This is a genomic window from Serratia sp. GW822-FHT06D09, from assembly GCF_058799515.1.
Genome location: NZ_JBXALO010000013.1, coordinates 68,329 through 88,249, shown reverse-complemented (window position 1 = coordinate 88,249; position 19,921 = coordinate 68,329). Strand labels below are relative to the sequence as shown.

Here is a 19,921-nt window from a genome sequence, read left to right as displayed (position 1 = left end):
TCGCTATTTCTCGTTTATGTTCGTTAACGATAAATTTACATCACGTCCTCAATTAATAATTGGACGAGATGAAAAAAACTGTACCCCTAGGACGGATCGATACACCTTCCGAGCCTATAAACCTATAACCGCCGTTTTGCAGGACAACAACATTATGAGCCAAACCACCAGTCCGACCCTAAAAGGCCAGTGCATCGCTGAGTTCCTCGGCACCGGTCTGTTGATCTTTTTTGGCGTAGGCTGCGTTGCCGCGCTGAAACTGGCAGGCGCCAGCTTCGGCCAATGGGAAATCAGTATCATTTGGGGCCTGGGCGTCGCCATGGCCATCTATCTGACCGCTGCCATCTCCGGCGCGCACCTCAACCCGGCCGTGACCATTGCGCTGTGGTTGTTCGCCTGCTTTGACGGACGCAAAGTACTGCCTTACATTGTCGCGCAGATCGCCGGAGCCTTCTGTGCAGCAGCCCTGGTCTACGGGTTGTACTACAACCTGTTCTTCGATTTCGAAGCGGCCAATCATATGGTACGCGGCAGCGACGAAAGCCTGGCCCTGGCCGGCATCTTCTCTACCTACCCGAATGCGCACATTTCCGTTGGCCAGGCGTTCCTGGTTGAAACGGTCATTACCGCAATCCTGATGTGCCTGATCCTGGCGCTGACCGATGACGGCAACGGCATCCCGCGCGGCCCGCTGGCCCCGCTGTTGATCGGTATTCTGATTGCCGTGATCGGCGCCTCTATGGGACCATTAACCGGCTTTGCGCTGAACCCGGCGCGTGACTTCGGTCCGAAAATGTTCGCTTATCTGGCCGGCTGGGGCAAAGTGGCCTTCACCGGTGCACGTGATATTCCGTACTTCCTGGTGCCAATCTTTGGTCCAATCATCGGTGCCTGCCTGGGTGCCTTCGGCTACCGCATGCTCATTGGCCGCAATCTGCCGTGTGACGTTTGTGTAGACGAAGAACAACCCGCCGCCAAGGCCCAGCAGCGTAAAGCGTGATTGGCACAGTTTTAAAACGGTTAACAACAGCAGGACTAAGATCATGACTGTAGAAAAAAAATACATTGTCGCTCTCGACCAGGGTACCACCAGTTCACGTGCCGTAGTGCTCGACCACGATGCCAACATTGTTGCGGTATCCCAGCGCGAGTTCACGCAGATTTACCCAAAAGCCGGCTGGGTTGAGCATGATCCTATGGAGATCTGGTCATCACAGAGCTCCACGCTGGTGGAAGTGCTAGCGAAAGCCGATATCAATTCCGATCAGATCGCCGGTATCGGCATCACCAACCAGCGTGAAACCACCATCGTCTGGGAAAAAGAGACCGGCAAACCGATTTACAACGCCATCGTCTGGCAATGCCGCCGCACCGCCGACATCTGCGAAAAGCTCAAGCGTGACGGCCTGGAAGAGTACATCCGTCACAACACCGGCCTGGTGGTTGACCCATACTTCTCCGGCACCAAGGTAAAATGGATCCTCGACAACGTTGAAGGCGCCCGCGAACGCGCCAAACGCGGCGAGCTGCTGTTCGGTACCGTCGATACCTGGCTGGTGTGGAAAATGACCCAAGGGCGGGTGCATGTGACCGATTACACCAACGCCTCACGTACCATGATGTTCAACATCCATGAGCTGGATTGGGATGACCGCATGCTGGAAGCGCTGGATATCCCACGCGCCATGCTGCCTAAAGTCCGCCCTTCTTCTGAAGTGTATGGCCAGACCAACATCGGTGGTAAAGGCGGTACGCGTATTCCTATCGCCGGTATCGCCGGTGACCAGCAGGCGGCGCTGTACGGCCAGCTGTGCGTTCAACCGGGCATGGCGAAAAACACCTACGGTACCGGCTGCTTCCTGCTGATGAACACCGGTAAAGAAGCGGTACGCTCAAGCCACGGCCTGTTGACCACCATCGCCTGCGGCCCACGCGGCGAAGTGAATTACGCACTGGAAGGTGCTGTGTTCATCGGCGGTGCTTCTATCCAGTGGTTGCGCGACGAACTGAAACTGATCAGCGATGCGGCCGACTCCGAGTACTTCGCCACCAAGGTGAAAGACAGCAACGGCGTGTATGTGGTCCCGGCCTTCACCGGCCTGGGCGCTCCTTACTGGGACCCGTATGCCCGTGGCGCGATCTTCGGCCTGACCCGCGGAGCGAACAGCAACCACATCATCCGTGCAACGCTGGAATCCATTGCGTATCAGACGCGCGACGTGCTGGATGCCATGCAGGCAGACTCCAATACCCGTCTGCAATCGCTGCGTGTGGACGGTGGCGCGGTCGCCAACAACTTCCTGATGCAGTTCCAGTCAGACATCCTCGGTACCCGTGTCGAGCGCCCTGAAGTGCGTGAATCGACTGCGCTGGGTGCCGCATTCCTGGCAGGCCTGGCTATCGGCTACTGGAATGACCTGGATGAAGTGAAGAGCAAGGCGGTTATCGAACGCGAGTTCCGTCCAAGCATTGAAACTACCGAGCGTAACTTCCGTTATAGCGGCTGGAAAAAAGCGGTTGCCCGCGCACAAGCGTGGGAAGAGCACGACTAACGCTGTTTTGCTTGGTTACCCTGATCACGCGCTGCCTTCGGGCGGCGCGTTTTTTTTGCCCCGCCCCCGCCGTCGCCCGCTGTGATAAACTTTGCCGATATTTTCTTCCTTTCTCACAGACAGGTTTTGCCATGAAACGTGAATTAGCCATCGAATTTTCCCGTGTTACCGAAGCCGCCGCACTGGCGGGCTACAAATGGCTGGGACGCGGCGACAAGAATGCCGCCGACGGCGCCGCGGTCAACGCAATGCGCATTATGCTCAACAAAGTGGATATCGATGGCCGCATCGTGATCGGCGAAGGCGAAATTGATGAAGCACCGATGCTGTATATCGGCGAGCAGGTCGGCAGCGGTCAGGGCGATGCGGTGGATATCGCGGTCGACCCGATTGAAGGTACCCGCATGACCGCCATGGGCCAGCCCAATGCATTGGCGGTGCTGGCGGTCGGCGATCGCGGCACCTTCCTGCACGCGCCGGACATGTATATGGAAAAACTGGTGGTTGGCCCGGCGGCACGCGGCGCTATCGATCTTAACCTGCCGCTGGCGGAAAATCTGAATAGGGTGGCGGCCTGCCTGGGCAAACCGCTGACTCAACTGACCGTGGTCATTCTGGCCAAGCCGCGTCACGACGGCGTTATCGCCCAGATGCAACAACTCGGGGTTCGCGTATTTGCCATTCCTGACGGTGACGTAGCAGCTTCTATTCTGACCTGTATGCCTGACAGCGAAGTCGACGTGATGTACGGCATCGGCGGCGCGCCTGAAGGGGTAATTTCTGCCGCGGTGATCCGCGCATTGGATGGCGATATGCAGGCTCGCCTGCTGCCACGCCATCAGGTGAAAGGCGACAGCGCCGAAAATCGCCGTATTGGCGAAGAAGAGTTGGCACGCTGCAAAGCGATGGGCATCGAAGCCGGCAAAGTGCTGGTGTTGGATGACATGGCGCGCAACGACAACGTTATTTTCTCCGCAACCGGCATCACCAAGGGCGACCTGTTGGAAGGCATCAGCCGCCAGGGAAATATGGCCACCACGGAAACCCTGCTGATCCGCGGTAAATCACGCACTATCCGCCGCATTCGTTCGACCCATTATCTGGATCGCAAAGACCCGGCGCTGCACGAGTTCCTGCTGTAATGAAACAGGGCGCCGATTGGCGCCCTCCGACTGCTGACAAAGCCCGTTATTAGGGAGAGCGTGCCGATGGGGTCGTAGCGGCTTGCCCGCCGACCCATTTGCCGGGAGCAAATGGGAACGACTTCCAGTCGGCCCGTAGGGTGGGACACAGGGATGTGTCCCATAATGGCCCCTCTGGTGCGCTAGGCCCGAGTATCTCGGGTCCACAGACCACTTTGTCATCAAACTCCCTACACGCTTTATGCGGTATGGCCCTGATGCTGCATTCGATTCGACAGCGGCCACCAGCACAGCAATATCAGCAGCGCCATGGCAAACATCAGCAGACCGAGGCTGAACTGCCCGGTTTGCGGCAGCATGGCAGAAAGCCAGGTCGCCAGGCCAGACCCCATATTCTGCATACCACCGACCAATGCCCCCGCCGCGCCGGCCAGATAGGGGAACGGCTCCATCGCACCGGTGGTGGCCAACGGGAACATCATCCCCGCGCCGAAGAAGAACAGCGCAGCCGGCACAATCAGCGTCCAGATGTTCATCACCCCAAACCAGCCCGGGATCCACATCATCAGACCCGCCAACAGGCAGCTGATAACCGAATGCCACACCAGAGTATGGAAGGTTTTACCGTCGCGACCAGCATACCAGGCGCCAAAGAACGCCGCCGGGATCGGCAGAATAAACAGCAGACTGACGGTCAGGCCACTCAGACCCAGCACGCCACCCATCAACACGCCACAGCTGGCTTCAAATACGGCGATCCCCGCCAGCGCACCAATCAGCATGACCAGATAACAACTGAACGTGCCGTCAGCCAGCAGCTTGCGGAAACTTGCCAGCATACGCCGCTTTTCGGTTTGCGGCGGCCGGGTTTCCGGCAGCCAGCGGAACATGGAGAAGGCTACACCGGCGCACAATACCAACAGGAAGGCATAACAGGCGCGCCAACCAAAGACCATCGCCAACGCACCGCCGATGATCGGCGCCAGCAGCGGACTCACCAGGATGCCCATGTTAAGCAGGCTATTGGCATACCGCAGCGAAGTGCCGGCATACAGGTCACGCGGCATGGTACGCGCCATCACCCCCGCCACGCCGGTGCCCATCCCCTGAATGGCGCTGGCAACAACCAGCATCGTCAGGCTGTTGGACAGCAGTGCCCCCAGGGCCCCCATCAGGAAGATCATCATCCCGGCCAGGATCACCGGACGGCGGCCAATGCGGTCCGACAACGGGCCGTAAATCAGCTGCGAGAACCCGTAGGTCATCAGATACGCCGCCATCACGCGCTGCACTGCGCCGGAGCGCACCGACAGATCCTTGGCGATATCAGCAATAACAGGAACATAAATGGTTTGTGCCATCTGACCGACGGCCACCAACAGGATAAGCATCACCAGCAGGTGAAAGTTTTCTATTTTTCTCATTATCTTCGTTAACGTTTTAACTCGTCACAGCGTCCCGGTATGGCCCCACATTCAGCCAGAACGGCGAGCAGCCCTCTATGGCGGCATAAGCTAACAAATCTGATTTTTTTAGCGAGTTTCAGGCAGATATTGATCCACGTCACAGTGGCAGCAAAGGCAACCAGCCTCGTAAATTAAACTGTACGTCTACCGCTTAAGGGTTAAAAAGGGTAAATTTTCAGTAGTTTAGCTTTAGCATTTAATCGATAATTATTTTCATCATCTTGAAATAAAATAACACCATAGGGATTTGGACAATGAAGACACCAGAGCTGATTTTATTGCAGTTAAAAACCCTGGGGCCACACTCCGCCAAAATGCTGGCCGAGCGTTTGGATATCACCCCCATGGGCATTCGTCAGCATCTGCAATCCCTGGAAAAACGTGAGCTGGTTTGTTATGAGGAAGCGCGCACCAAAGTGGGCCGTCCGACGCGCTACTGGTCGCTGACCCATGAGGGACACAGCCGGTTCGCCGATGGTCACGATACTTTGGCGACGACGTTGTTGGATTCCGCCCATCAGCTGTTTGGCACTGAAGCGGTTGAACAGTTACTCAGTGCGCGCGAAGAAAAACTTTATCAGCGCTATGCCGAAGAGCTGTCGGAAGAGACTTGTCATCAGGCGAAACTCGCCCGGTTAGTGCGTCTGCGGCAACACGATGGCTACATGGCCGAACTGCTTGAGCATCCGCAAGGCGTGCTGCTGGTGGAAAACCACTGCCCCATCGGCGTAGCGGCCACCGCCTGCAGCAGCCTGTGCAACTCGGAGCTGCAGCTGTTTCACCGCCTGTTTGGCCACGGCTATCGTATAGAGCGTACTGCGCATGCTATTTCCGGCTCACGACATTGCGCTTATTTGATTCGACCATTGGAGCTTTAGAGTATGGCTGATTGGGTTAATGGCAAGGTTACGCAAGTCAAACAATGGACCGACGGGCTGTTCAGCATTATCGTCGACGCCCCCATAGATCCCTTTATTGCCGGGCAGTTTGCCAAGCTGGCGCTGGAAGTTGACGGCGAACGCGTGCAGCGCGCCTATTCTTACGTCAACGCCCCCAGCGATCCGAATCTGGAGTTTTATCTGGTAACCGTGCCGGAAGGCAAACTGAGCCCACGGCTCAATCAGCTACGGCCGGGTTCGGACGTGATGGTGACCAAAGAGGCCGCCGGATTTTTCGTGCTGGACGAGGTGCCGGAATGCGACACCCTGTGGATGTTGGCCACCGGTACCGCCATCGGCCCTTACCTGTCGATTCTGCAGGAAGGCAAAGGCCTGGAGCGATTCAAAAACCTGGTGCTGGTGCATGCCGCACGCTTTGCGCGCGATCTCAGCTACCTGCCGCTGATGCAGCAGTTGCAACAGCGTTACAATGGCAAACTGCGCATTCAAACCATCGTCAGCCGTGAAGAAGTCCCCGGCTCGCTGACGGGACGCGTACCCGCGCTGATTGAGGACGGCCGGCTGGAAGCGGCGGTAGGCTTGACCCTCGATGCCGAAACTGACCACGTCATGCTGTGCGGTAACCCGCAAATGGTGCGCGATACCCAGCAAACGCTGAAAGATCAGCGCCAGATGCGCAAGCACCTGCGCCGCAAACCGGGCCATATCACCAGCGAACACTATTGGTAATTGATAGCCTCTGGTTTTAATCCGCGCCGAACTTAACGGGTTTGGCCGGCGGACCAAAACGATTATCCTCGGGCGTGCCGACAAACGCGCCCAAATCGATCATCATCATCACAATGATCAACGTCGGGATAAAACGCCCCACGCCCCACTGCCAAACCGGCGCCAGCATTTGCCAGTTACCCGCCGCCAGCAACCAAGCCACAATCAGTAACAACGCCCACCAACCGGCTTTATTGCGGTCATGCAAACGCTTCACCAGCACCGCCGCCGTTGGCCACAGCAGCCCAACGATAAAAAAGGCGATGGTTTGGATATCCACCAGCTTATTGCTGGCGAGTGAAAAAGCCACCGCCATCAGCACTACCCACAGCACCATCCAAATCCAGAAATCACGCCGCCCAATTCGGCCCTTAAACGAAAAACACCACTGTTGTATTGTCATTGAATCCTGCGTTGTTTGCCTGCCCATATTCTGCCGTGCAGTGTAACATAGGCGCTGCCGGGCGAAGATTTCTGCCCTGCATTACGCGGAGTAACGCACAGCTTTCTTGTCAGCGAGCGATAATGGCGCGGGATCTTTGACACCCCCCTCTGTTCTCGCTTTAATCGGAGCCATCTTTGTCATTGATGCCGTGTATACCATGCTGAGAAAAACCATCGCCATTGCCTGCCTGTTGCTGGGCATCGGCAGCGCCTGGGCCGATCCGCCGGATGCCCCCGCCAACGCTTCGCCTACCGCGCCCTACCTGCTGGCCGGAGCGCCAACGTTTGATCTGACGGTGGTGAAGTTCCGCGAAAAATATAACCGCGATAACCCGACGCTACCGATCGGCGAATTCCGCGCTATTGCCACGACCGAAGACGATACGCCGCTGTTGACGCGCGCTGCCAGCAAGCTAAACGAAAATCTCTATGCCTCAACCGCGCTGGAAAAAGGCACCGGAAAAATCAAAACGCTGCAAATTACCCACCTGCCGCTACAGCAGAGCAACGAAGAAAAAGCCGCTCGCACCATTGCCGTCAGCTATATGGCCGCGTTGATGCGCCAGTTTGAACCGACACTGACGGTGGAAAAAAGCCTGAGTAAAGTGGCCAACCTGCTGGAAAAAGGCAAAGGCCAGCGCTTTTACCAACAGCAGGTCGGCGCGATCCGCTATGTAGTGGCAGACAACGGCGATAAAGGAGTAACTTTCGCTGTTGAACCGGTTAAGCTGACGTTATCCGAGCCGTAACGGCAGGCTATTTAATGACAAAAAGCAAAGCCTTCGCGCTTAATCATCTCTATACTGTTGGGCAGGTAAACTGCCGGTCCGGCAGTGGTTATTTCGACTCTCGCGTTCCCTTGTTGGAGGAAAAAACATGCGTCATCCATTAGTTATGGGTAACTGGAAGCTTAACGGCAGCACTCACATGGTTAACGAACTGATCGCCGCTCTGCGCAATGAGCTGAGCAGCGTTGACGGTTGTGGCGTCGCTATCGCACCGCCTGTGATGTACCTGGACCAGGCGAAACACGCACTGGCCGGCAGCCGCATTGCTCTGGGCGCTCAAAACGTAGACGTGAACCTGTCCGGCGCATTCACCGGTGAAGTTTCCGCCGACATGCTGAAAGATATCGGTGCGCAATACATCATCATCGGCCACTCCGAGCGTCGTACTTACCACAAAGAAACCGATGCAGCGATCGCCGAGAAATTTGCCGTGCTGAAAAAAGCCGGCCTGATCCCAGTGCTGTGCATCGGTGAAACCGACGCAGAAAACGAAGCGGGTAAAACCGAAGAAGTTTGTGCACGCCAGATCGACGCCGTGCTGAAAACTCAGGGCGCAGAAGCCTTCAAAGGCGCCGTTATCGCTTATGAGCCAATCTGGGCTATCGGTACCGGTAAATCCGCCACCCCTGCGCAGGCTCAGGCAGTACACAAATTTATCCGCGATCACATCGCCAAACAGGACGCTGCAGTAGCTGCAGAAGTGATCATCCAGTACGGCGGTTCTGTGAACGATAAAAATGCCGCCGAGCTGTTCACCCAGCCGGACATCGACGGCGCGCTGGTTGGCGGCGCATCACTGAAAGCCGATGCTTTCGCTGTGATCGTCAAAGCCGCTGCCGCTGCTAAAAAAGCCTGATTTCTTTCTCTGGCTGCTAAATAAAAAACCCCGGCTTGCCGGGGTTTTTTATTATTGTCATCAAGGCATCAGCGTTTGCTGATTTCGTCGAACACACCGCCGGTGGCGAAGTGTACCTTCTGTGCCTGAGTCCAGCCGCCGAAGGTATCATCCACCGTGAACAGCTTCAGTTTCGGGAATTGCTCGGCAAACTTGGCCGCCACAGCCGCGTCACGCGGACGGTAGTAGTTTTTCGCCGCGATGGTTTGTCCTTCCTGCGTATACAGATATTTCAGGTAAGCCGTCGCCACATCACGGGTACCGCGCTTATCAACCACTTTATCCACCACCGAGACGGTCGGCTCCGCCAAAATCGATTCACTTGGGGTGATAATTTCAAACTTGTCTTTACCCAGCTCTTTCTCCGCCAGCAAAGCTTCGTTTTCCCAGGCGATCAGCACATCGCCAATACCACGCTCAACGAAGGTATTGGTTGAACCGCGTGCGCCGGAATCCAGCACTTCGACGTTCTTATACAGGTTTTTAACGAACTCCTGCGCTTTGGCCTGATCGTTATTGTTCTGGTGTAGTGCGTAACCCCAGGCCGCCAGATAGTTCCAGCGTGCGCCCCCGGAAGTTTTCGGGTTCGGGGTGATCACCGAGACGCCCGGCTTAATCAGATCTGGCCAGTCGTGAATTTGTTTTGGGTTGCCTTTACGCACCAGAAATACAATGGTCGAGGTATAAGGTGCCGAGTTGTCCGGCAGGCGTTTGATCCAATCTTTATCGATCCGTCCGCGTTCGGCAATGGCATCCACGTCATAGGCTAGCGCCAGCGTGACCACATCGGCTTCAATGCCGTTAATCACCGAGGTCGCCTGCTTGCCGGAGCCACCATGTGACTGACGTACCGTCACTTTATCGCCGGTCTGCTGCTGCCAATATTTACCGAATGCGGTGTTATATTCCTGATAGAACTCGCGTGTCGGGTCGTACGAAACGTTCAGCAGTTGGATATCTTTCGCCATGGCGCCGGACGCCAACAGCATTATTGTCAGACCTACACCCCATTTACGCATACGCATCGACTCGCTCTCCCAGGAAAATTAATCACAACCTCAATCGGTTGATTTAGCATCAGAGCCTGCCAGAAACTTTCCCGCCAATTAAAGAATAAAAAATATTGGGCTAGACGATTATGGAATATAACTACCACGGGCATAAAAAAAGCCTCCGCGTGCGGAGGCTTCTCGAGCTGAATTAATGCGGGATCAGTACAGCTTTTTCGCTGTATCCAGCCAGTCGCCCTTGAACGGACGCTTCATGTTTTCGATCGCATCGATGATGTCGTGGTGCACCATCTTCTCGTTCTGGATACCGACGCAACGACCGCCGTAGCCCTGCAGTAGCAACTCAATCGCGTAAGCGCCCATGCGGGAAGCCAGAATACGGTCATAAGCTACCGGCGAGCCGCCGCGCTGAATGTGGCCCAGCACGGTCGCACGGGTTTCACGCTTGGTTTCTTGTTCGATATGGCGAGCCAACTCATCGATATCGCAGATGTGTTCGGTGATCGCCACAATCGCGTGTTTTTTGCCTTTGGCAATACCGGCCTTGATTTCGCAGACCAGGTCTTCGCGGTTGAACTCGGTTTCAGGCAATACGATAAATTCACAACCGCCGGCAATCGCCGCCGCCAGGGTCAGATCGCCACAGTAGCGCCCCATCACTTCAACGATGGAAATACGCTGATGAGAAGATGAGGTATCGCGCAGACGGTCAATAGCTTCCACGACGGTTTCTAGCGCGGTGAAGAAGCCGATGGTGTAGTCGGTACCGGCCACATCGTTATCGATGGTGCCTGGCAGGCCGATACAAGGGAAACCTTCTTCCGTCAGGCGTTTGGCGCCCATATAGGAACCGTCGCCGCCGATCACCACCAGCGCATCAATACCGCGGTTTTTCAGATTCTCAATTGCCTTGGCGCGTACGCTGTCGTCTCTGAACTCAGGGAAGCGGGCTGAACCGAGGAAAGTGCCGCCGCGATTGATCATATCGGACACGCTATAGCGGTCCAATTGTTCCATGCGATCTTCGTACAAGCCAAGGTAGCCATCGTAAATACCAAAAACTTCCAGACCTTCCGAAAGTGCAGCACGCACAACGCCGCGGATTGCAGCGTTCATACCCGGCGAATCACCGCCACTCGTCAGTACACCGATTTTCTTGATCATGACTACCTCTGAACTGTAGATGCAATTTCTTAAGAATTCTGTATTCGCCGATTGTCTTGAAACCTCTCCGGCTGCAGAAAACCAGCTTTACGGCTTTATTGCTGGATATTATAGCAAAAACACCCAGCTGAATTGATTCAAGTCACGCAATATTGCGGTAAAAAAGCGTCATGGCACGCGGAGCTAATGCCATTATCTATCCGCTGTGCGAGTTCCCGTTGTCCTGCATTAATTATAGCTCCCAACGCCCCTGTCGGCCCGCGGGCACTACAGAACAAGGATCCTGATGGATAAGAACATCAGCCCCCGGGAAACGGTGCAACAGCGCCTGTTCCACCTGTTCAGCCAGAATATGCGCCTGCATCAGCGGTAACGCATCGTCCATCTCCAGATGCAGCTGAATAAAACGCGTCGGACCGGACTGGCGAGTGCGTAGATCGTGCGCGCCTTTGACCCCAGGCCATGAGGAGATCACGTCGATAATCGCCTGGCGCTCGTTGTCCGGCAATGCCCGGTCCAGCAGCGATTGCACGGCTTCATAACCCATTCGCAGCGCGCTATAAAGAATGTAGACGCCGATTCCCAGTGCAAACAGCGCATCTGCCCGGTGAAAACCGTACCAGCTTAGCGCAAGCGCTATAAGAATAGCACCATTCATCATGACATCTGACTGATAATGCAGCATATCTGCTCGGACGGCCTGACTGCGAGTTTTTCTTACCACCCAACGCTGATAGGTGACCAACAGCAGGGTGCTGACCAACGCCACTATCGTCACGGCAATACCGATGCCAGGGTCACGCAAGGTTTCCGGTGAGTACAGATGCTGAAAACCGGTGAGAAACAAAAATAGCGCCGAGCCAGAAATGAACATGCTTTGTGCCAGCGCCGCCAACGATTCGGCCTTGCCGTGCCCGAAGGTATGTTCCTCATCGGCCGGCTGCAGCGAGTAACGTACCACCAGCAGGTTGGTCAGCGACGCGGCAATATCCACCAGCGAATCCACCAGCGCGGCCAACAGGCTCACCGAACCGGTGCGGTACCAGGCGACAATTTTGATCAGTAACAGCGTTGAGGCCAAAACGGTGGCCGCTAACGCGGCGGATTTAACCAAACGCGCATATTGCGGTTCCATAACCCATCCCGGTTAAACGTTCAGAGGGCCAGTATAACGGAATGGTGAGCAAAAAAGCCCTTCAGATAACCGTCGCCAACGCAGTGCATATCGCGAAGGGATGTCGCCATATCGATGCAAACAATCCGTGCGACCGGCGCTAAGCGTCGTCATGGTCCATACTCTGTGGTTTAACTTTGCAGAGTTGCCTGGCGGGCTATCAAGCTGTAATTGATGGATAAAAAAAACCCCGCCATCATGGCGGGGGAAGACAGGGATGGTGTCTATGGCAAGGAAAAAACAGGGGACTACTCAGTCGTACTTAACTTCTGGGCAGAAGTTTGCTGCAAACCAGAAATCTGTTGCTCCATCTGCTGCATGCGCTGCTGATGTTTCTGGTCTAAAACGCTTTTTTGCTGTGGCGTCAGCAGGTTATACATTTGGTTGCGTACCCGGGCCATTTCGACCTGACGCTTAACCTGCTGCTGGGCCATCTGTTCCGCCTGGGCATACACGGCGGCTTCATCAAATTTGTCTGCGGTCACCAGCTTATGCATGGCTTCCATTTCAGCTACATTGACACCTGGCAGATCGTGGCGCGCCTGGCGCATTAAATCGCGCATTTGCTGGCGCTGTTGCTCAGTCAGGCTGACACCGTCAAACATGTGGTGTTGGCCAGGTGTTCTGGTGGTCGCATCGTTTCCGGGAGTCGGTGCAGTTTCCGATGTAGTGTCGGCAGCGAACGCAGCGGTAGAACCTATTGCCAGCATTGATGCCATAACTAATGCGGTCACCTTACGCATTTCAACTCCTCGTGCTTTCTCACTTTGCGAATCAACGAGGAGCAGTGTACTGCTGCACCTGCAAACATGCGTCAGTGCATGTAAAACTACGTAAAGTCATGGAATGCCAACAGTTGATGACGTATTTTGCGTCAGGAGGTAAAACATAATGAATAAAATTCTGTTAGTTGACGACGACCGCGAGCTGACCTCGCTGTTAAAAGAACTGCTTGAAATGGAAGGCTTTACCATCGTGGTTGCTTACGATGGCGAACAGGCGTTGTCGCTACTGGACAGCTCCATCGATCTGCTGCTGCTCGATATCATGATGCCGAAGAAAAACGGTATCGATACGTTGAAAGAGCTGCGTCAGCACCACCAGACGCCGGTCATCATGCTGACCGCCCGCGGCAGTGAACTTGACCGCGTATTGGGCCTCGAACTGGGCGCCGATGACTACCTGCCAAAACCCTTTAACGATCGCGAACTGGTGGCACGTATCCGTGCAATTCTGCGCCGTTCCAACTGGAGCGAACAACAGCAGAATGTCGATACCGGCGCACCAACGCTGGACGTAGACGGCCTGCAGCTCAATCCGGGTCGCCAGGAAGCCAGTTTCGACGGCCAAACGCTGGATCTCACCGGCACCGAATTTACCCTGCTGTACCTGCTGGCGCAGCACCTTGGTCAAGTGGTGTCACGCGAACTGCTGAGCCAGGAAGTACTGGGTAAACGGCTGACGCCTTTTGATCGCGCTATCGATATGCACATCTCCAACCTGCGACGTAAGTTGCCGAACCGCAAAGACGGTCATCCGTGGTTCAAAACGCTGCGTGGTCGGGGTTACTTAATGGTATCTGCAACATGATCAACAGTTTGACGGCACGCATCTTCGCCATTTTCTGGTTCACATTGGCTCTGGTGCTGATGTTGGTGTTGATGGTGCCCAAGTTAGACTCCCGCCAAATGACCTCGCTGCTGGACAGCGAACAGCGGCAGGGGCTGATGCTGGAACAACACGTCGAGGCCGAGTTGCAAAACGATCCGGCCAACGATCTGATGTGGTGGCGACGCTTATTCCGCGCCATTGAAAAATGGGCCCCGCCAGGGCAGCGCCTGCTGCTGGTCACCAGCGAAGGCCGGGTGATTGGCAACATGCAGCGCAACGAAATGCAGTTGGTGCGCAATTTTATCGGCCAATCCGATAACGCCGATCATCCGAAGAAGAAGAAATATGGCCGTGTCGAACTGGTCGGCCCTTTCTCGGTGCGGGATGGTGAAGACAACTACCAGCTGTACCTGATCCGCCCTGCCAACAGCCCACAATCCGATTTTATCAACCTGATGTTCGACCGGCCGCTGCTGCTGCTGATCGTCACTATGCTGATCAGCGCCCCCTTGCTGCTATGGCTGGCCTGGAGCCTGGCAAAACCGGCGCGCAAGCTGAAGAATGCGGCGGACGATGTCGCACGTGGCAACCTGAAACAGCATCCTGAGCTGGAGGCCGGGCCACAAGAGTTCCTGGCGACCGGCGCCAGTTTTAACCAAATGGTCAGCGCGTTGGAACGCATGATGACCGCTCAGCAACGGCTGATCTCCGATATTTCGCATGAGTTGCGCACGCCGCTGACCCGCCTGCAGCTGGCCACGGCATTAATGCGCCGTCGTCACGGCGAAGGGCACGAGCTGGCACGCATCGAAACCGAAGCACAGCGCCTGGACTCGATGATTAACGATTTACTGGTGTTGTCGCGTGGGCAACAGAAAAGTGAGTTGGTGCGTGAACGGCTGCTGGCCAACGAACTGTGGGCCGACGTGTTGGACGACGCCAGCTTCGAAGCCGAACAAATGGGCAAACAGCTGGAGATCACCTCCCCTCCCGGCCCGTGGACCCTGTACGGTAACGCCGGTGCGCTGGATAGCGCGCTGGAAAATATCGTGCGTAATGCCCTGCGTTATTCGAACACCCATATTGCCGTGGCGTTCAGCGCAGACAACCAAGGCATCACCATTGTGGTCGACGACGACGGTCCCGGCGTCAGCGCGGAAGATCGCGAGCAAATATTCCGACCGTTCTATCGAACCGATGAAGCACGCGATCGCGCATCCGGCGGGACAGGTCTGGGCCTGGCCATCGTAGAGGCAGCGGTTAACCAGCACCGTGGCTGGGTGAAAGCGGAAGACAGTCCGCTCGGCGGCCTGCGTCTGGTGCTGTGGTTACCGCTCCACCAACGCTGATAGCCTAAGACAGGCCGGTAAGATTTTGCTATTCTGCGCCCCTCGTCATGAGGGGCTTTTTACATGCTGAACATCGTTTTATTCGAACCTGAAATTCCACCCAATACCGGCAATATCATCCGTCTGTGCGCCAATACCGGTTTTCAACTGCATCTGATAGAGCCAATGGGCTTCCCGTGGGACGATAAACGCCTGCGCCGCGCCGGGCTGGACTACCATGAATTCGCCAGTATCCGACGTCATGCCGACTACGCCGCCTTTATCGCCAGCGAAAATCCGCAGCGTCTGTTTGCCCTGACCACCAAAGGCACCCCGGCACACAGCGCAGTCAGCTACCAGGCCGGCGACTACCTGTTGTTCGGACCGGAAACTCGCGGTCTGCCCGCCGGGATCCTTGACGCCTTGCCGGCACAGCAGAAAATCCGCATCCCCATGCAGGCACAAAGCCGCAGCATGAACCTGTCCAATGCTGTCGCGGTAGTCGTGTACGAAGCCTGGCGGCAGTTGGACTACGCGGGCGCGCTGATTAAGTCTTAATCAATGACAACCGCTCCTGCGGAGACGATAATACTGAAAGGTTGCCTCTCCGGGGACATCGCATGGCTTTGGCTAAGAGCATTATTGCGCAGATACGCAGGCTCGAGCGCGCGCTGAATCAGGCGCTGCTGCGTTTGCAGGACACCTCAGACGTTGAGGCCTTGCACGACGTACGCATCAACCTGCAGCGTATCAGAAGTCTGCTGCGACCATTACGCGGTATCCCCGGCGTAACTGGCCTCAGCAGCGCGGCTGCTGACTTGGGAAAAATCACTACGCCGATACGCGATCTGGAAGTGCTGATCGCCGAACTGGAACTGCATCAGTTGGCATGGCAGGCCAATACGCGCAAAACCGAGCTGCACCGCCGCAAACTCGCGCTGATGTCACAGCCGTTGCTGACCCATTTTCCCACTCTGCTACATATCTGGCCAAAAACCTTCCGCCGAACTCAACCCCGACACATCAAACGTCGTGTTGCCCTCCGCCTGCGCCTCCAGGTAAAACAGCTACGCCTGGCATTGGCCGACATACATTACGATCGGCACCAACTGCGCCTGCTGGTTAAGCGTCTGCGTTATGTTGCCGAAGCCTATTCTCAACTCTCCCTCATCACGCCTGAAACCGTCGCCAGCCTGAAAACGGCACAAAGCGCACTCGGAGATTGGCACGATCGTTTTGTCTGGTGCCTGCAGGCCGAAAACCAGCAAGATCTCTGGCCGCTGTTGCCGCAGTGGCAAATGGCGCTGGAGACGACGCGGGAGCAAGCAGAAAAGGCACTGCTTTCACTTTCGCGAACGCTGAGTGCCTAAAACCAGCGGCGTATCACGATACTGTCAAAAGAATGCAGAAACAGGGCACGGCGAGCGCCGAAAACATTCACTGCCCCGGAGGATAATAAGCTATGTTTTGTAAGGGTAATCGACATTCATCATAGGAAATCGTATGAAAAAACAACGTTTGGGCGTTGCCATGGCGGTTTTGGCAGCGGGCCTGTTACTGGCGGGCTGTTCGTCCAAAGTAACCAAAACGGATCAGTACTCGGGATTCCTGTCTGACTACAGCAAACTGCAGGAAACCACATCACCAAGCGGCCACAAAACGCTGCGCTGGATCGACCCAAGCTACAAAGAGTCCAACTACCGCGGCCTGTATTTTGAGCCAGTAGTCTATTTCCCTGCTGAAAAACCGACGACGCGCGTTAGCCAAGATACGCTGAATAAAATAAAGGCTTACGCTTCTCAGCGGATTAAAACCGCGCTTCAAGATCGCTTTACCGTACTCAATAGTCCGGCCGGGTCACGCGTGCTGGTGGCTAAACTCGCCATCACCGCAGTGTCTGCAGAAAACGAAGATATGAAATTCTATGAGGTGGTACCGGTCGCGGCTGTGGTTGCCAGCACCATGGCAGCCAGCGGTCACAGAACCCAAAACACCACGCTGTATATCGAAGGTGAATTGATCGATCAGGACACCGGCAAAACGGTGCTGGAAGTCGCTCGTAAAGCCTATGGTAAAACCGTCAGCAACGACAGCTCACCGGTAACAGCGGAAGACGTCAAAGCAGCGATCGACGACATGGTTAAAGACATCACCAACTTCCCTAAACAGGGTTAACCCTGCGAAGAAACAAATCAGGGGAGCCAAAGCTCCCCCGATTTTATTCGTCAACTCACCGGATTAAATCCCGTCACCGTATTCAAAGCCGTGATTAGTACCGTTGAAGTACTGGTCCATATCCATCGACGGCGTATCGCTTTCTGGCCGGCCGACGAGGCGTGCAGGCACGCCCGCGGCGGTCGTATGCGCAGGTACAGACTGCAGCACCACCGAGCCAGCACCGATTTTAGCGCCTTTACCCACTTCGATATTGCCGAGAATTTTAGCCCCGGCGCCAATCATTACGCCCTCACGGATCTTCGGATGGCGATCGCCGCTGGTCTTTCCGGTACCACCAAGGGTAACCGACTGCAGAATAGACACGTTATTTTCTACTACGGCAGTTTCACCGATCACGATACCAGTAGCGTGGTCAAGCATAATGCCGCAGCCAATCGTGGCCGCCGGGTGGATGTCCACGCCGAAAGCGACCGAAATCTGATTCTGCAGATATATCGCCAATGCCTGCCGCCCCTGCAGCCACAGCCAGTGGCCGATACGGTAGGCCTGCAGCGCATGAAAACCTTTCAGGTACAGCAGCGGCGTTGAATATTTATCTACCGCCGGGTCTCGCAGGCGCACGGCCAGGATGTCACGGGCGGCCGAAGCGATCATTTGCTGGTCGGCTAAGTAGGCGTCTTCCACCACTTCACGCACCGCAATGGCCGGCATAATGGGATTTGCCAGCTTGTTTGCCAGAATATAGCTGAGCGCACCGCCCAGGTTATCGTGCTTGAGCAACGTCGCATGATAAAAGCTAGCCAGCATCGGTTCACACTCAGCCAGCTCTCTCGCCTCTGATTTAATGCTATTCCAGACCTGCTCTAACTCTTCTGACGACATCAGGTTCCTCTCCGCCTTGCAAAACAGGCTGCCTCATCGCATAGCAATCAGGCAGCCCAATTCAGTTGCCGGGGTCAGCATGCCGCCCCGCATTCTATTTTATAGGTCAAGCGTTGTGTTTTTCGTCTTTTCTGGTCCGCCCCAACAGGCTTAGCGCGGCCTCGCGGGCATCTTTATGGCAGTACAGCACCTGGTAAATCTGTTCGGTAATCGGCATTTCAACGCCGTGCCGCTGCGCCAACGCCAATACCTCTTTGGTATTGCGATAGCCTTCGACCACCTGACCTATACTGTCCTGCGCTTCCTGCACGCCTTTTCCCTGCCCCAGCATAATACCGAAGCGGCGGTTGCGCGATTGGTTATCGGTGCAGGTTAACACCAGATCGCCCAGCCCGGCCATGCCCATGAAGGTCGAGGGATCGGCACCCAGCGCAGAGCCAAGGCGTGTCATTTCCGTCAAGCCGCGGGTAATCAATGCGGTACGGGCATTGGCACCAAACCCGATACCGTCTGACATCCCAGCGCCAATGGCAATCACGTTTTTCACCGCCCCGCCCAACTGCACGCCGATAAAATCGGGGTTGCTGTAGACGCGGAAACTTTTTCCGCAGTGCAGCAACTGCTGCAAGTCATCGGCGAACTGCGCATCGGTAGAGGCCAACGCAATGGCGGTAGGCAGCCCGGCAGCCAGCTCTTTGGCGAACGTCGGTCCGGAGACCACCGCCAGCGGAATGGCTTCGCCCAGTGCTTCGCGCGCCACGTCCTGCAACAGCCGACCGGTTTCTGCCTCCAGCCCTTTGGTCGCCCAAACGATACGGGCATCCGACCGCAAGTGCGGTTTCAACTGGCGTAGCACATCACCGAATACATGGCTTGGCACCACCACAAGCACGTCGCGGCTAGCCGCCAGCGCACGGGCCAAATCGGCTTCAAGCAACAGCGTATCGGGGAAGGTGACGTCGGGAAGAAAGGCCTGATTGCAGCGATCGTGCTGCATTTTTTGAATCTGCTCGGGGTTATGGCCCCAGAGCACCACGGAGTGGCCGTTACGCGCCAGCGTAATAGCTAATGCGGTGCCGTACGAGCCGGCACCGATCACTGTCATTGAAGCATTGACGCTGTTCATCAGGCATCCTGATGTGGTGCGGCACCTTCGCCTTCCGCCTGCTGCTGCAGATAGTTCATGAACAGCGCGTCAAAGTTAACCGGTGCCAGGTTCAGCTGCGGGAATGTACCGCGAGAAACCAGGCTGGTGATGCACTCACGCGCATACGGGAACAGAATGTTCGGGCAGTATGCGCCCAGGCAATGCGCCAGCTGCGTGCCGTCGATGCCCGCTACGGAGAAGATGCCCGCCTGCTGCACTTCACACAGGAACGCAGTTTCTTCGCCCAGAGACGCCGTCACGGTTACGCGCAGTACAACCTCATACACTTCGTCAGCCAACTGGCTGGAAGCGGTATCTAGATCCAGTTTAACTTCTGGCTGCCATTCCTGCTGGAAAACCTGCGGCGCTTTTGGCGCTTCGAAGGAGATATCCTTGGTGTAAATGCGCTGAATCTGGAAAGCCATCTCTGTGCTGTTTTGTTCTGACATGTGTGTAATACCCTTGGTTAAACG

21 protein-coding genes are annotated in these 19,921 nt (G+C 55.8%); 12 read left to right on the top strand and 9 right to left on the bottom strand.

Annotation, left to right across the window (positions count from 1 at the left end; all coding sequences use genetic code 11):
* Window positions 1-154 precede the first annotated feature (154 nt).
* The 3 genes from AC1RKG_RS22690 to glpX all read left to right on the top strand — a co-directional run bounded on the left by AC1RKG_RS22690 (window position 155) and on the right by glpX (window position 3,694).
* Entirely contained in the window at window positions 155-1,000 is an 846-nt protein-coding gene (locus AC1RKG_RS22690; RefSeq protein WP_020837548.1) for an MIP/aquaporin family protein, read from the top strand.
* A gap of 43 nt (window positions 1,001-1,043) precedes the next feature.
* Window positions 1,044-2,552 carry a glycerol kinase GlpK gene (glpK, locus tag AC1RKG_RS22685; protein WP_020837549.1) on the top strand — a complete coding sequence of 503 codons (1,509 nt, stop codon included), beginning with the start codon at window positions 1,044-1,046 and terminating at the stop codon, window positions 2,550-2,552.
* A gap of 131 nt (window positions 2,553-2,683) precedes the next feature.
* Window positions 2,684-3,694: a class II fructose-bisphosphatase gene (glpX, locus tag AC1RKG_RS22680; RefSeq protein ID WP_493183749.1), complete on the top strand. Its 1,011-nt coding sequence runs from the start codon at window positions 2,684-2,686 to the stop codon at window positions 3,692-3,694.
* A gap of 239 nt (window positions 3,695-3,933) precedes the next feature.
* Here the strand turns inward: glpX and emrD are convergent, their stop codons facing one another.
* Window positions 3,934-5,118 carry a multidrug efflux MFS transporter EmrD gene (gene emrD / locus AC1RKG_RS22675; RefSeq protein ID WP_493183748.1) on the bottom strand — a complete coding sequence of 395 codons (1,185 nt, stop codon included), beginning with the start codon at window positions 5,116-5,118 and terminating at the stop codon, window positions 3,934-3,936.
* 296 nt (window positions 5,119-5,414) lie between these two features.
* Between emrD and AC1RKG_RS22670 the strand changes: the two genes are divergently transcribed.
* Together AC1RKG_RS22670 and fpr are read left to right on the top strand one after the other, a co-directional pair.
* A complete protein-coding gene (locus AC1RKG_RS22670; RefSeq protein WP_115060813.1) occupies window positions 5,415-6,038 on the top strand; it encodes a helix-turn-helix transcriptional regulator in 624 nt (207 codons plus the stop codon).
* Between the two features lie 3 nt (window positions 6,039-6,041).
* A complete protein-coding gene (gene fpr / locus AC1RKG_RS22665) occupies window positions 6,042-6,788 on the top strand; it encodes a ferredoxin--NADP(+) reductase (protein WP_020837557.1) in 747 nt (248 codons plus the stop codon).
* Between the two features lie 16 nt (window positions 6,789-6,804).
* Here the strand turns inward: fpr and AC1RKG_RS22660 are convergent, their stop codons facing one another.
* Window positions 6,805-7,230, bottom strand: coding sequence for a DUF805 domain-containing protein (locus tag AC1RKG_RS22660; protein ID WP_041415101.1), 426 nt, complete (start codon window positions 7,228-7,230; stop codon window positions 6,805-6,807).
* Window positions 7,231-7,429: 199 nt separating this feature from the next.
* On the opposite strand from AC1RKG_RS22660, the gene AC1RKG_RS22655 reads away from it, so the two are divergent.
* Window positions 7,430-8,020: a DUF1454 family protein gene (locus AC1RKG_RS22655; RefSeq protein ID WP_020837562.1), complete on the top strand. Its 591-nt coding sequence runs from the start codon at window positions 7,430-7,432 to the stop codon at window positions 8,018-8,020.
* Window positions 8,021-8,147: 127 nt separating this feature from the next.
* Window positions 8,148-8,915: a triose-phosphate isomerase gene (gene tpiA, locus AC1RKG_RS22650; RefSeq protein ID WP_041415104.1), complete on the top strand. Its 768-nt coding sequence runs from the start codon at window positions 8,148-8,150 to the stop codon at window positions 8,913-8,915.
* Between the two features lie 68 nt (window positions 8,916-8,983).
* Here the strand turns inward: tpiA and AC1RKG_RS22645 are convergent, their stop codons facing one another.
* The 4 genes from AC1RKG_RS22645 to cpxP all read right to left on the bottom strand — a co-directional run bounded on the left by AC1RKG_RS22645 (window position 8,984) and on the right by cpxP (window position 13,045).
* A complete protein-coding gene (locus tag AC1RKG_RS22645; RefSeq protein WP_493183751.1) occupies window positions 8,984-9,973 on the bottom strand; it encodes a sulfate ABC transporter substrate-binding protein in 990 nt (329 codons plus the stop codon).
* A gap of 192 nt (window positions 9,974-10,165) precedes the next feature.
* Complete coding sequence (pfkA, locus tag AC1RKG_RS22640) at window positions 10,166-11,128, bottom strand: 6-phosphofructokinase (RefSeq protein WP_020837567.1); 963 nt, start codon at window positions 11,126-11,128, stop codon at window positions 10,166-10,168.
* A gap of 232 nt (window positions 11,129-11,360) precedes the next feature.
* Window positions 11,361-12,263 carry a CDF family cation-efflux transporter FieF gene (fieF, locus tag AC1RKG_RS22635; protein WP_046374885.1) on the bottom strand — a complete coding sequence of 301 codons (903 nt, stop codon included), beginning with the start codon at window positions 12,261-12,263 and terminating at the stop codon, window positions 11,361-11,363.
* Window positions 12,264-12,550: 287 nt separating this feature from the next.
* A complete protein-coding gene (cpxP, locus tag AC1RKG_RS22630; protein ID WP_041415106.1) occupies window positions 12,551-13,045 on the bottom strand; it encodes a cell-envelope stress modulator CpxP in 495 nt (164 codons plus the stop codon).
* 148 nt (window positions 13,046-13,193) lie between these two features.
* Here cpxP and cpxR point away from each other — a divergent pair, with 148 nt between their 5' ends.
* The 5 genes from cpxR (at window position 13,194) to AC1RKG_RS22605 (ending at window position 17,416) form a co-directional block, all read left to right on the top strand.
* The gene (cpxR, locus tag AC1RKG_RS22625) at window positions 13,194-13,892 is read left to right on the top strand and encodes an envelope stress response regulator transcription factor CpxR (protein WP_004953234.1); all 699 of its coding nucleotides are present in this window, start codon (window positions 13,194-13,196) and stop codon (window positions 13,890-13,892) included.
* A complete protein-coding gene (cpxA, locus tag AC1RKG_RS22620) occupies window positions 13,889-15,262 on the top strand; it encodes an envelope stress sensor histidine kinase CpxA (RefSeq protein WP_020837572.1) in 1,374 nt (457 codons plus the stop codon). Before cpxR ends, cpxA begins: the two co-directional genes overlap by 4 nt.
* Before the next feature lie 63 nt (window positions 15,263-15,325).
* Window positions 15,326-15,799, top strand: coding sequence for a tRNA (uridine(34)/cytosine(34)/5-carboxymethylaminomethyluridine(34)-2'-O)-methyltransferase TrmL (trmL, locus tag AC1RKG_RS22615; RefSeq protein WP_130016869.1), 474 nt, complete (start codon window positions 15,326-15,328; stop codon window positions 15,797-15,799).
* Window positions 15,800-15,861: 62 nt separating this feature from the next.
* Window positions 15,862-16,611 (top strand): CHAD domain-containing protein, encoded by a 750-nt coding sequence (locus AC1RKG_RS22610; protein ID WP_130016868.1) that lies wholly within the window; start codon window positions 15,862-15,864, stop codon window positions 16,609-16,611.
* 133 nt (window positions 16,612-16,744) lie between these two features.
* A complete protein-coding gene (locus AC1RKG_RS22605) occupies window positions 16,745-17,416 on the top strand; it encodes a DUF3313 domain-containing protein (RefSeq protein WP_020837576.1) in 672 nt (223 codons plus the stop codon).
* Window positions 17,417-17,479: 63 nt separating this feature from the next.
* Here AC1RKG_RS22605 and cysE read toward each other — a convergent pair whose 3' ends face one another.
* The 3 genes from cysE to secB form a co-directional block, all read right to left on the bottom strand.
* The gene (cysE, locus tag AC1RKG_RS22600) at window positions 17,480-18,301 is read right to left on the bottom strand and encodes a serine O-acetyltransferase (protein WP_046374883.1); all 822 of its coding nucleotides are present in this window, start codon (window positions 18,299-18,301) and stop codon (window positions 17,480-17,482) included.
* A gap of 106 nt (window positions 18,302-18,407) precedes the next feature.
* Window positions 18,408-19,427: an NAD(P)H-dependent glycerol-3-phosphate dehydrogenase gene (gene gpsA, locus AC1RKG_RS22595; RefSeq protein ID WP_256814474.1), complete on the bottom strand. Its 1,020-nt coding sequence runs from the start codon at window positions 19,425-19,427 to the stop codon at window positions 18,408-18,410.
* Window positions 19,427-19,897: a protein-export chaperone SecB gene (secB, locus tag AC1RKG_RS22590; RefSeq protein WP_020837579.1), complete on the bottom strand. Its 471-nt coding sequence runs from the start codon at window positions 19,895-19,897 to the stop codon at window positions 19,427-19,429. The genes gpsA and secB overlap by 1 nt, the downstream gene beginning before the upstream one ends.
* Window positions 19,898-19,921: the final 24 nt, after the last annotated feature.

Excerpts from the sequence above, each read along its gene's own strand:
- AC1RKG_RS22690 (WP_020837548.1), top strand. The coding sequence starts at position 155 with ATGAGCCAAACCACCAGTCCGACCCTAAAAGGCCAGTGCATCGCTGAG.
- glpK (WP_020837549.1), top strand. The coding sequence starts at position 1,044 with ATGACTGTAGAAAAAAAATACATTGTCGCTCTCGACCAGGGTACCACC.
- glpX (WP_493183749.1), top strand. The coding sequence starts at position 2,684 with ATGAAACGTGAATTAGCCATCGAATTTTCCCGTGTTACCGAAGCCGCC.
- emrD (WP_493183748.1), bottom strand. The coding sequence starts at position 5,118 with ATGAGAAAAATAGAAAACTTTCACCTGCTGGTGATGCTTATCCTGTTG.
- AC1RKG_RS22670 (WP_115060813.1), top strand. The coding sequence starts at position 5,415 with ATGAAGACACCAGAGCTGATTTTATTGCAGTTAAAAACCCTGGGGCCA.
- fpr (WP_020837557.1), top strand. The coding sequence starts at position 6,042 with ATGGCTGATTGGGTTAATGGCAAGGTTACGCAAGTCAAACAATGGACC.
- AC1RKG_RS22660 (WP_041415101.1), bottom strand. The coding sequence starts at position 7,230 with ATGACAATACAACAGTGGTGTTTTTCGTTTAAGGGCCGAATTGGGCGG.
- AC1RKG_RS22655 (WP_020837562.1), top strand. The coding sequence starts at position 7,430 with ATGCTGAGAAAAACCATCGCCATTGCCTGCCTGTTGCTGGGCATCGGC.
- tpiA (WP_041415104.1), top strand. The coding sequence starts at position 8,148 with ATGCGTCATCCATTAGTTATGGGTAACTGGAAGCTTAACGGCAGCACT.
- AC1RKG_RS22645 (WP_493183751.1), bottom strand. The coding sequence starts at position 9,973 with ATGCGTAAATGGGGTGTAGGTCTGACAATAATGCTGTTGGCGTCCGGC.
- pfkA (WP_020837567.1), bottom strand. The coding sequence starts at position 11,128 with ATGATCAAGAAAATCGGTGTACTGACGAGTGGCGGTGATTCGCCGGGT.
- fieF (WP_046374885.1), bottom strand. The coding sequence starts at position 12,263 with ATGGAACCGCAATATGCGCGTTTGGTTAAATCCGCCGCGTTAGCGGCC.
- cpxP (WP_041415106.1), bottom strand. The coding sequence starts at position 13,045 with ATGCGTAAGGTGACCGCATTAGTTATGGCATCAATGCTGGCAATAGGT.
- cpxR (WP_004953234.1), top strand. The coding sequence starts at position 13,194 with ATGAATAAAATTCTGTTAGTTGACGACGACCGCGAGCTGACCTCGCTG.
- cpxA (WP_020837572.1), top strand. The coding sequence starts at position 13,889 with ATGATCAACAGTTTGACGGCACGCATCTTCGCCATTTTCTGGTTCACA.
- trmL (WP_130016869.1), top strand. The coding sequence starts at position 15,326 with ATGCTGAACATCGTTTTATTCGAACCTGAAATTCCACCCAATACCGGC.
- AC1RKG_RS22610 (WP_130016868.1), top strand. The coding sequence starts at position 15,862 with ATGGCTTTGGCTAAGAGCATTATTGCGCAGATACGCAGGCTCGAGCGC.
- AC1RKG_RS22605 (WP_020837576.1), top strand. The coding sequence starts at position 16,745 with ATGAAAAAACAACGTTTGGGCGTTGCCATGGCGGTTTTGGCAGCGGGC.
- cysE (WP_046374883.1), bottom strand. The coding sequence starts at position 18,301 with ATGTCGTCAGAAGAGTTAGAGCAGGTCTGGAATAGCATTAAATCAGAG.
- gpsA (WP_256814474.1), bottom strand. The coding sequence starts at position 19,427 with ATGAACAGCGTCAATGCTTCAATGACAGTGATCGGTGCCGGCTCGTAC.
- secB (WP_020837579.1), bottom strand. The coding sequence starts at position 19,897 with ATGTCAGAACAAAACAGCACAGAGATGGCTTTCCAGATTCAGCGCATT.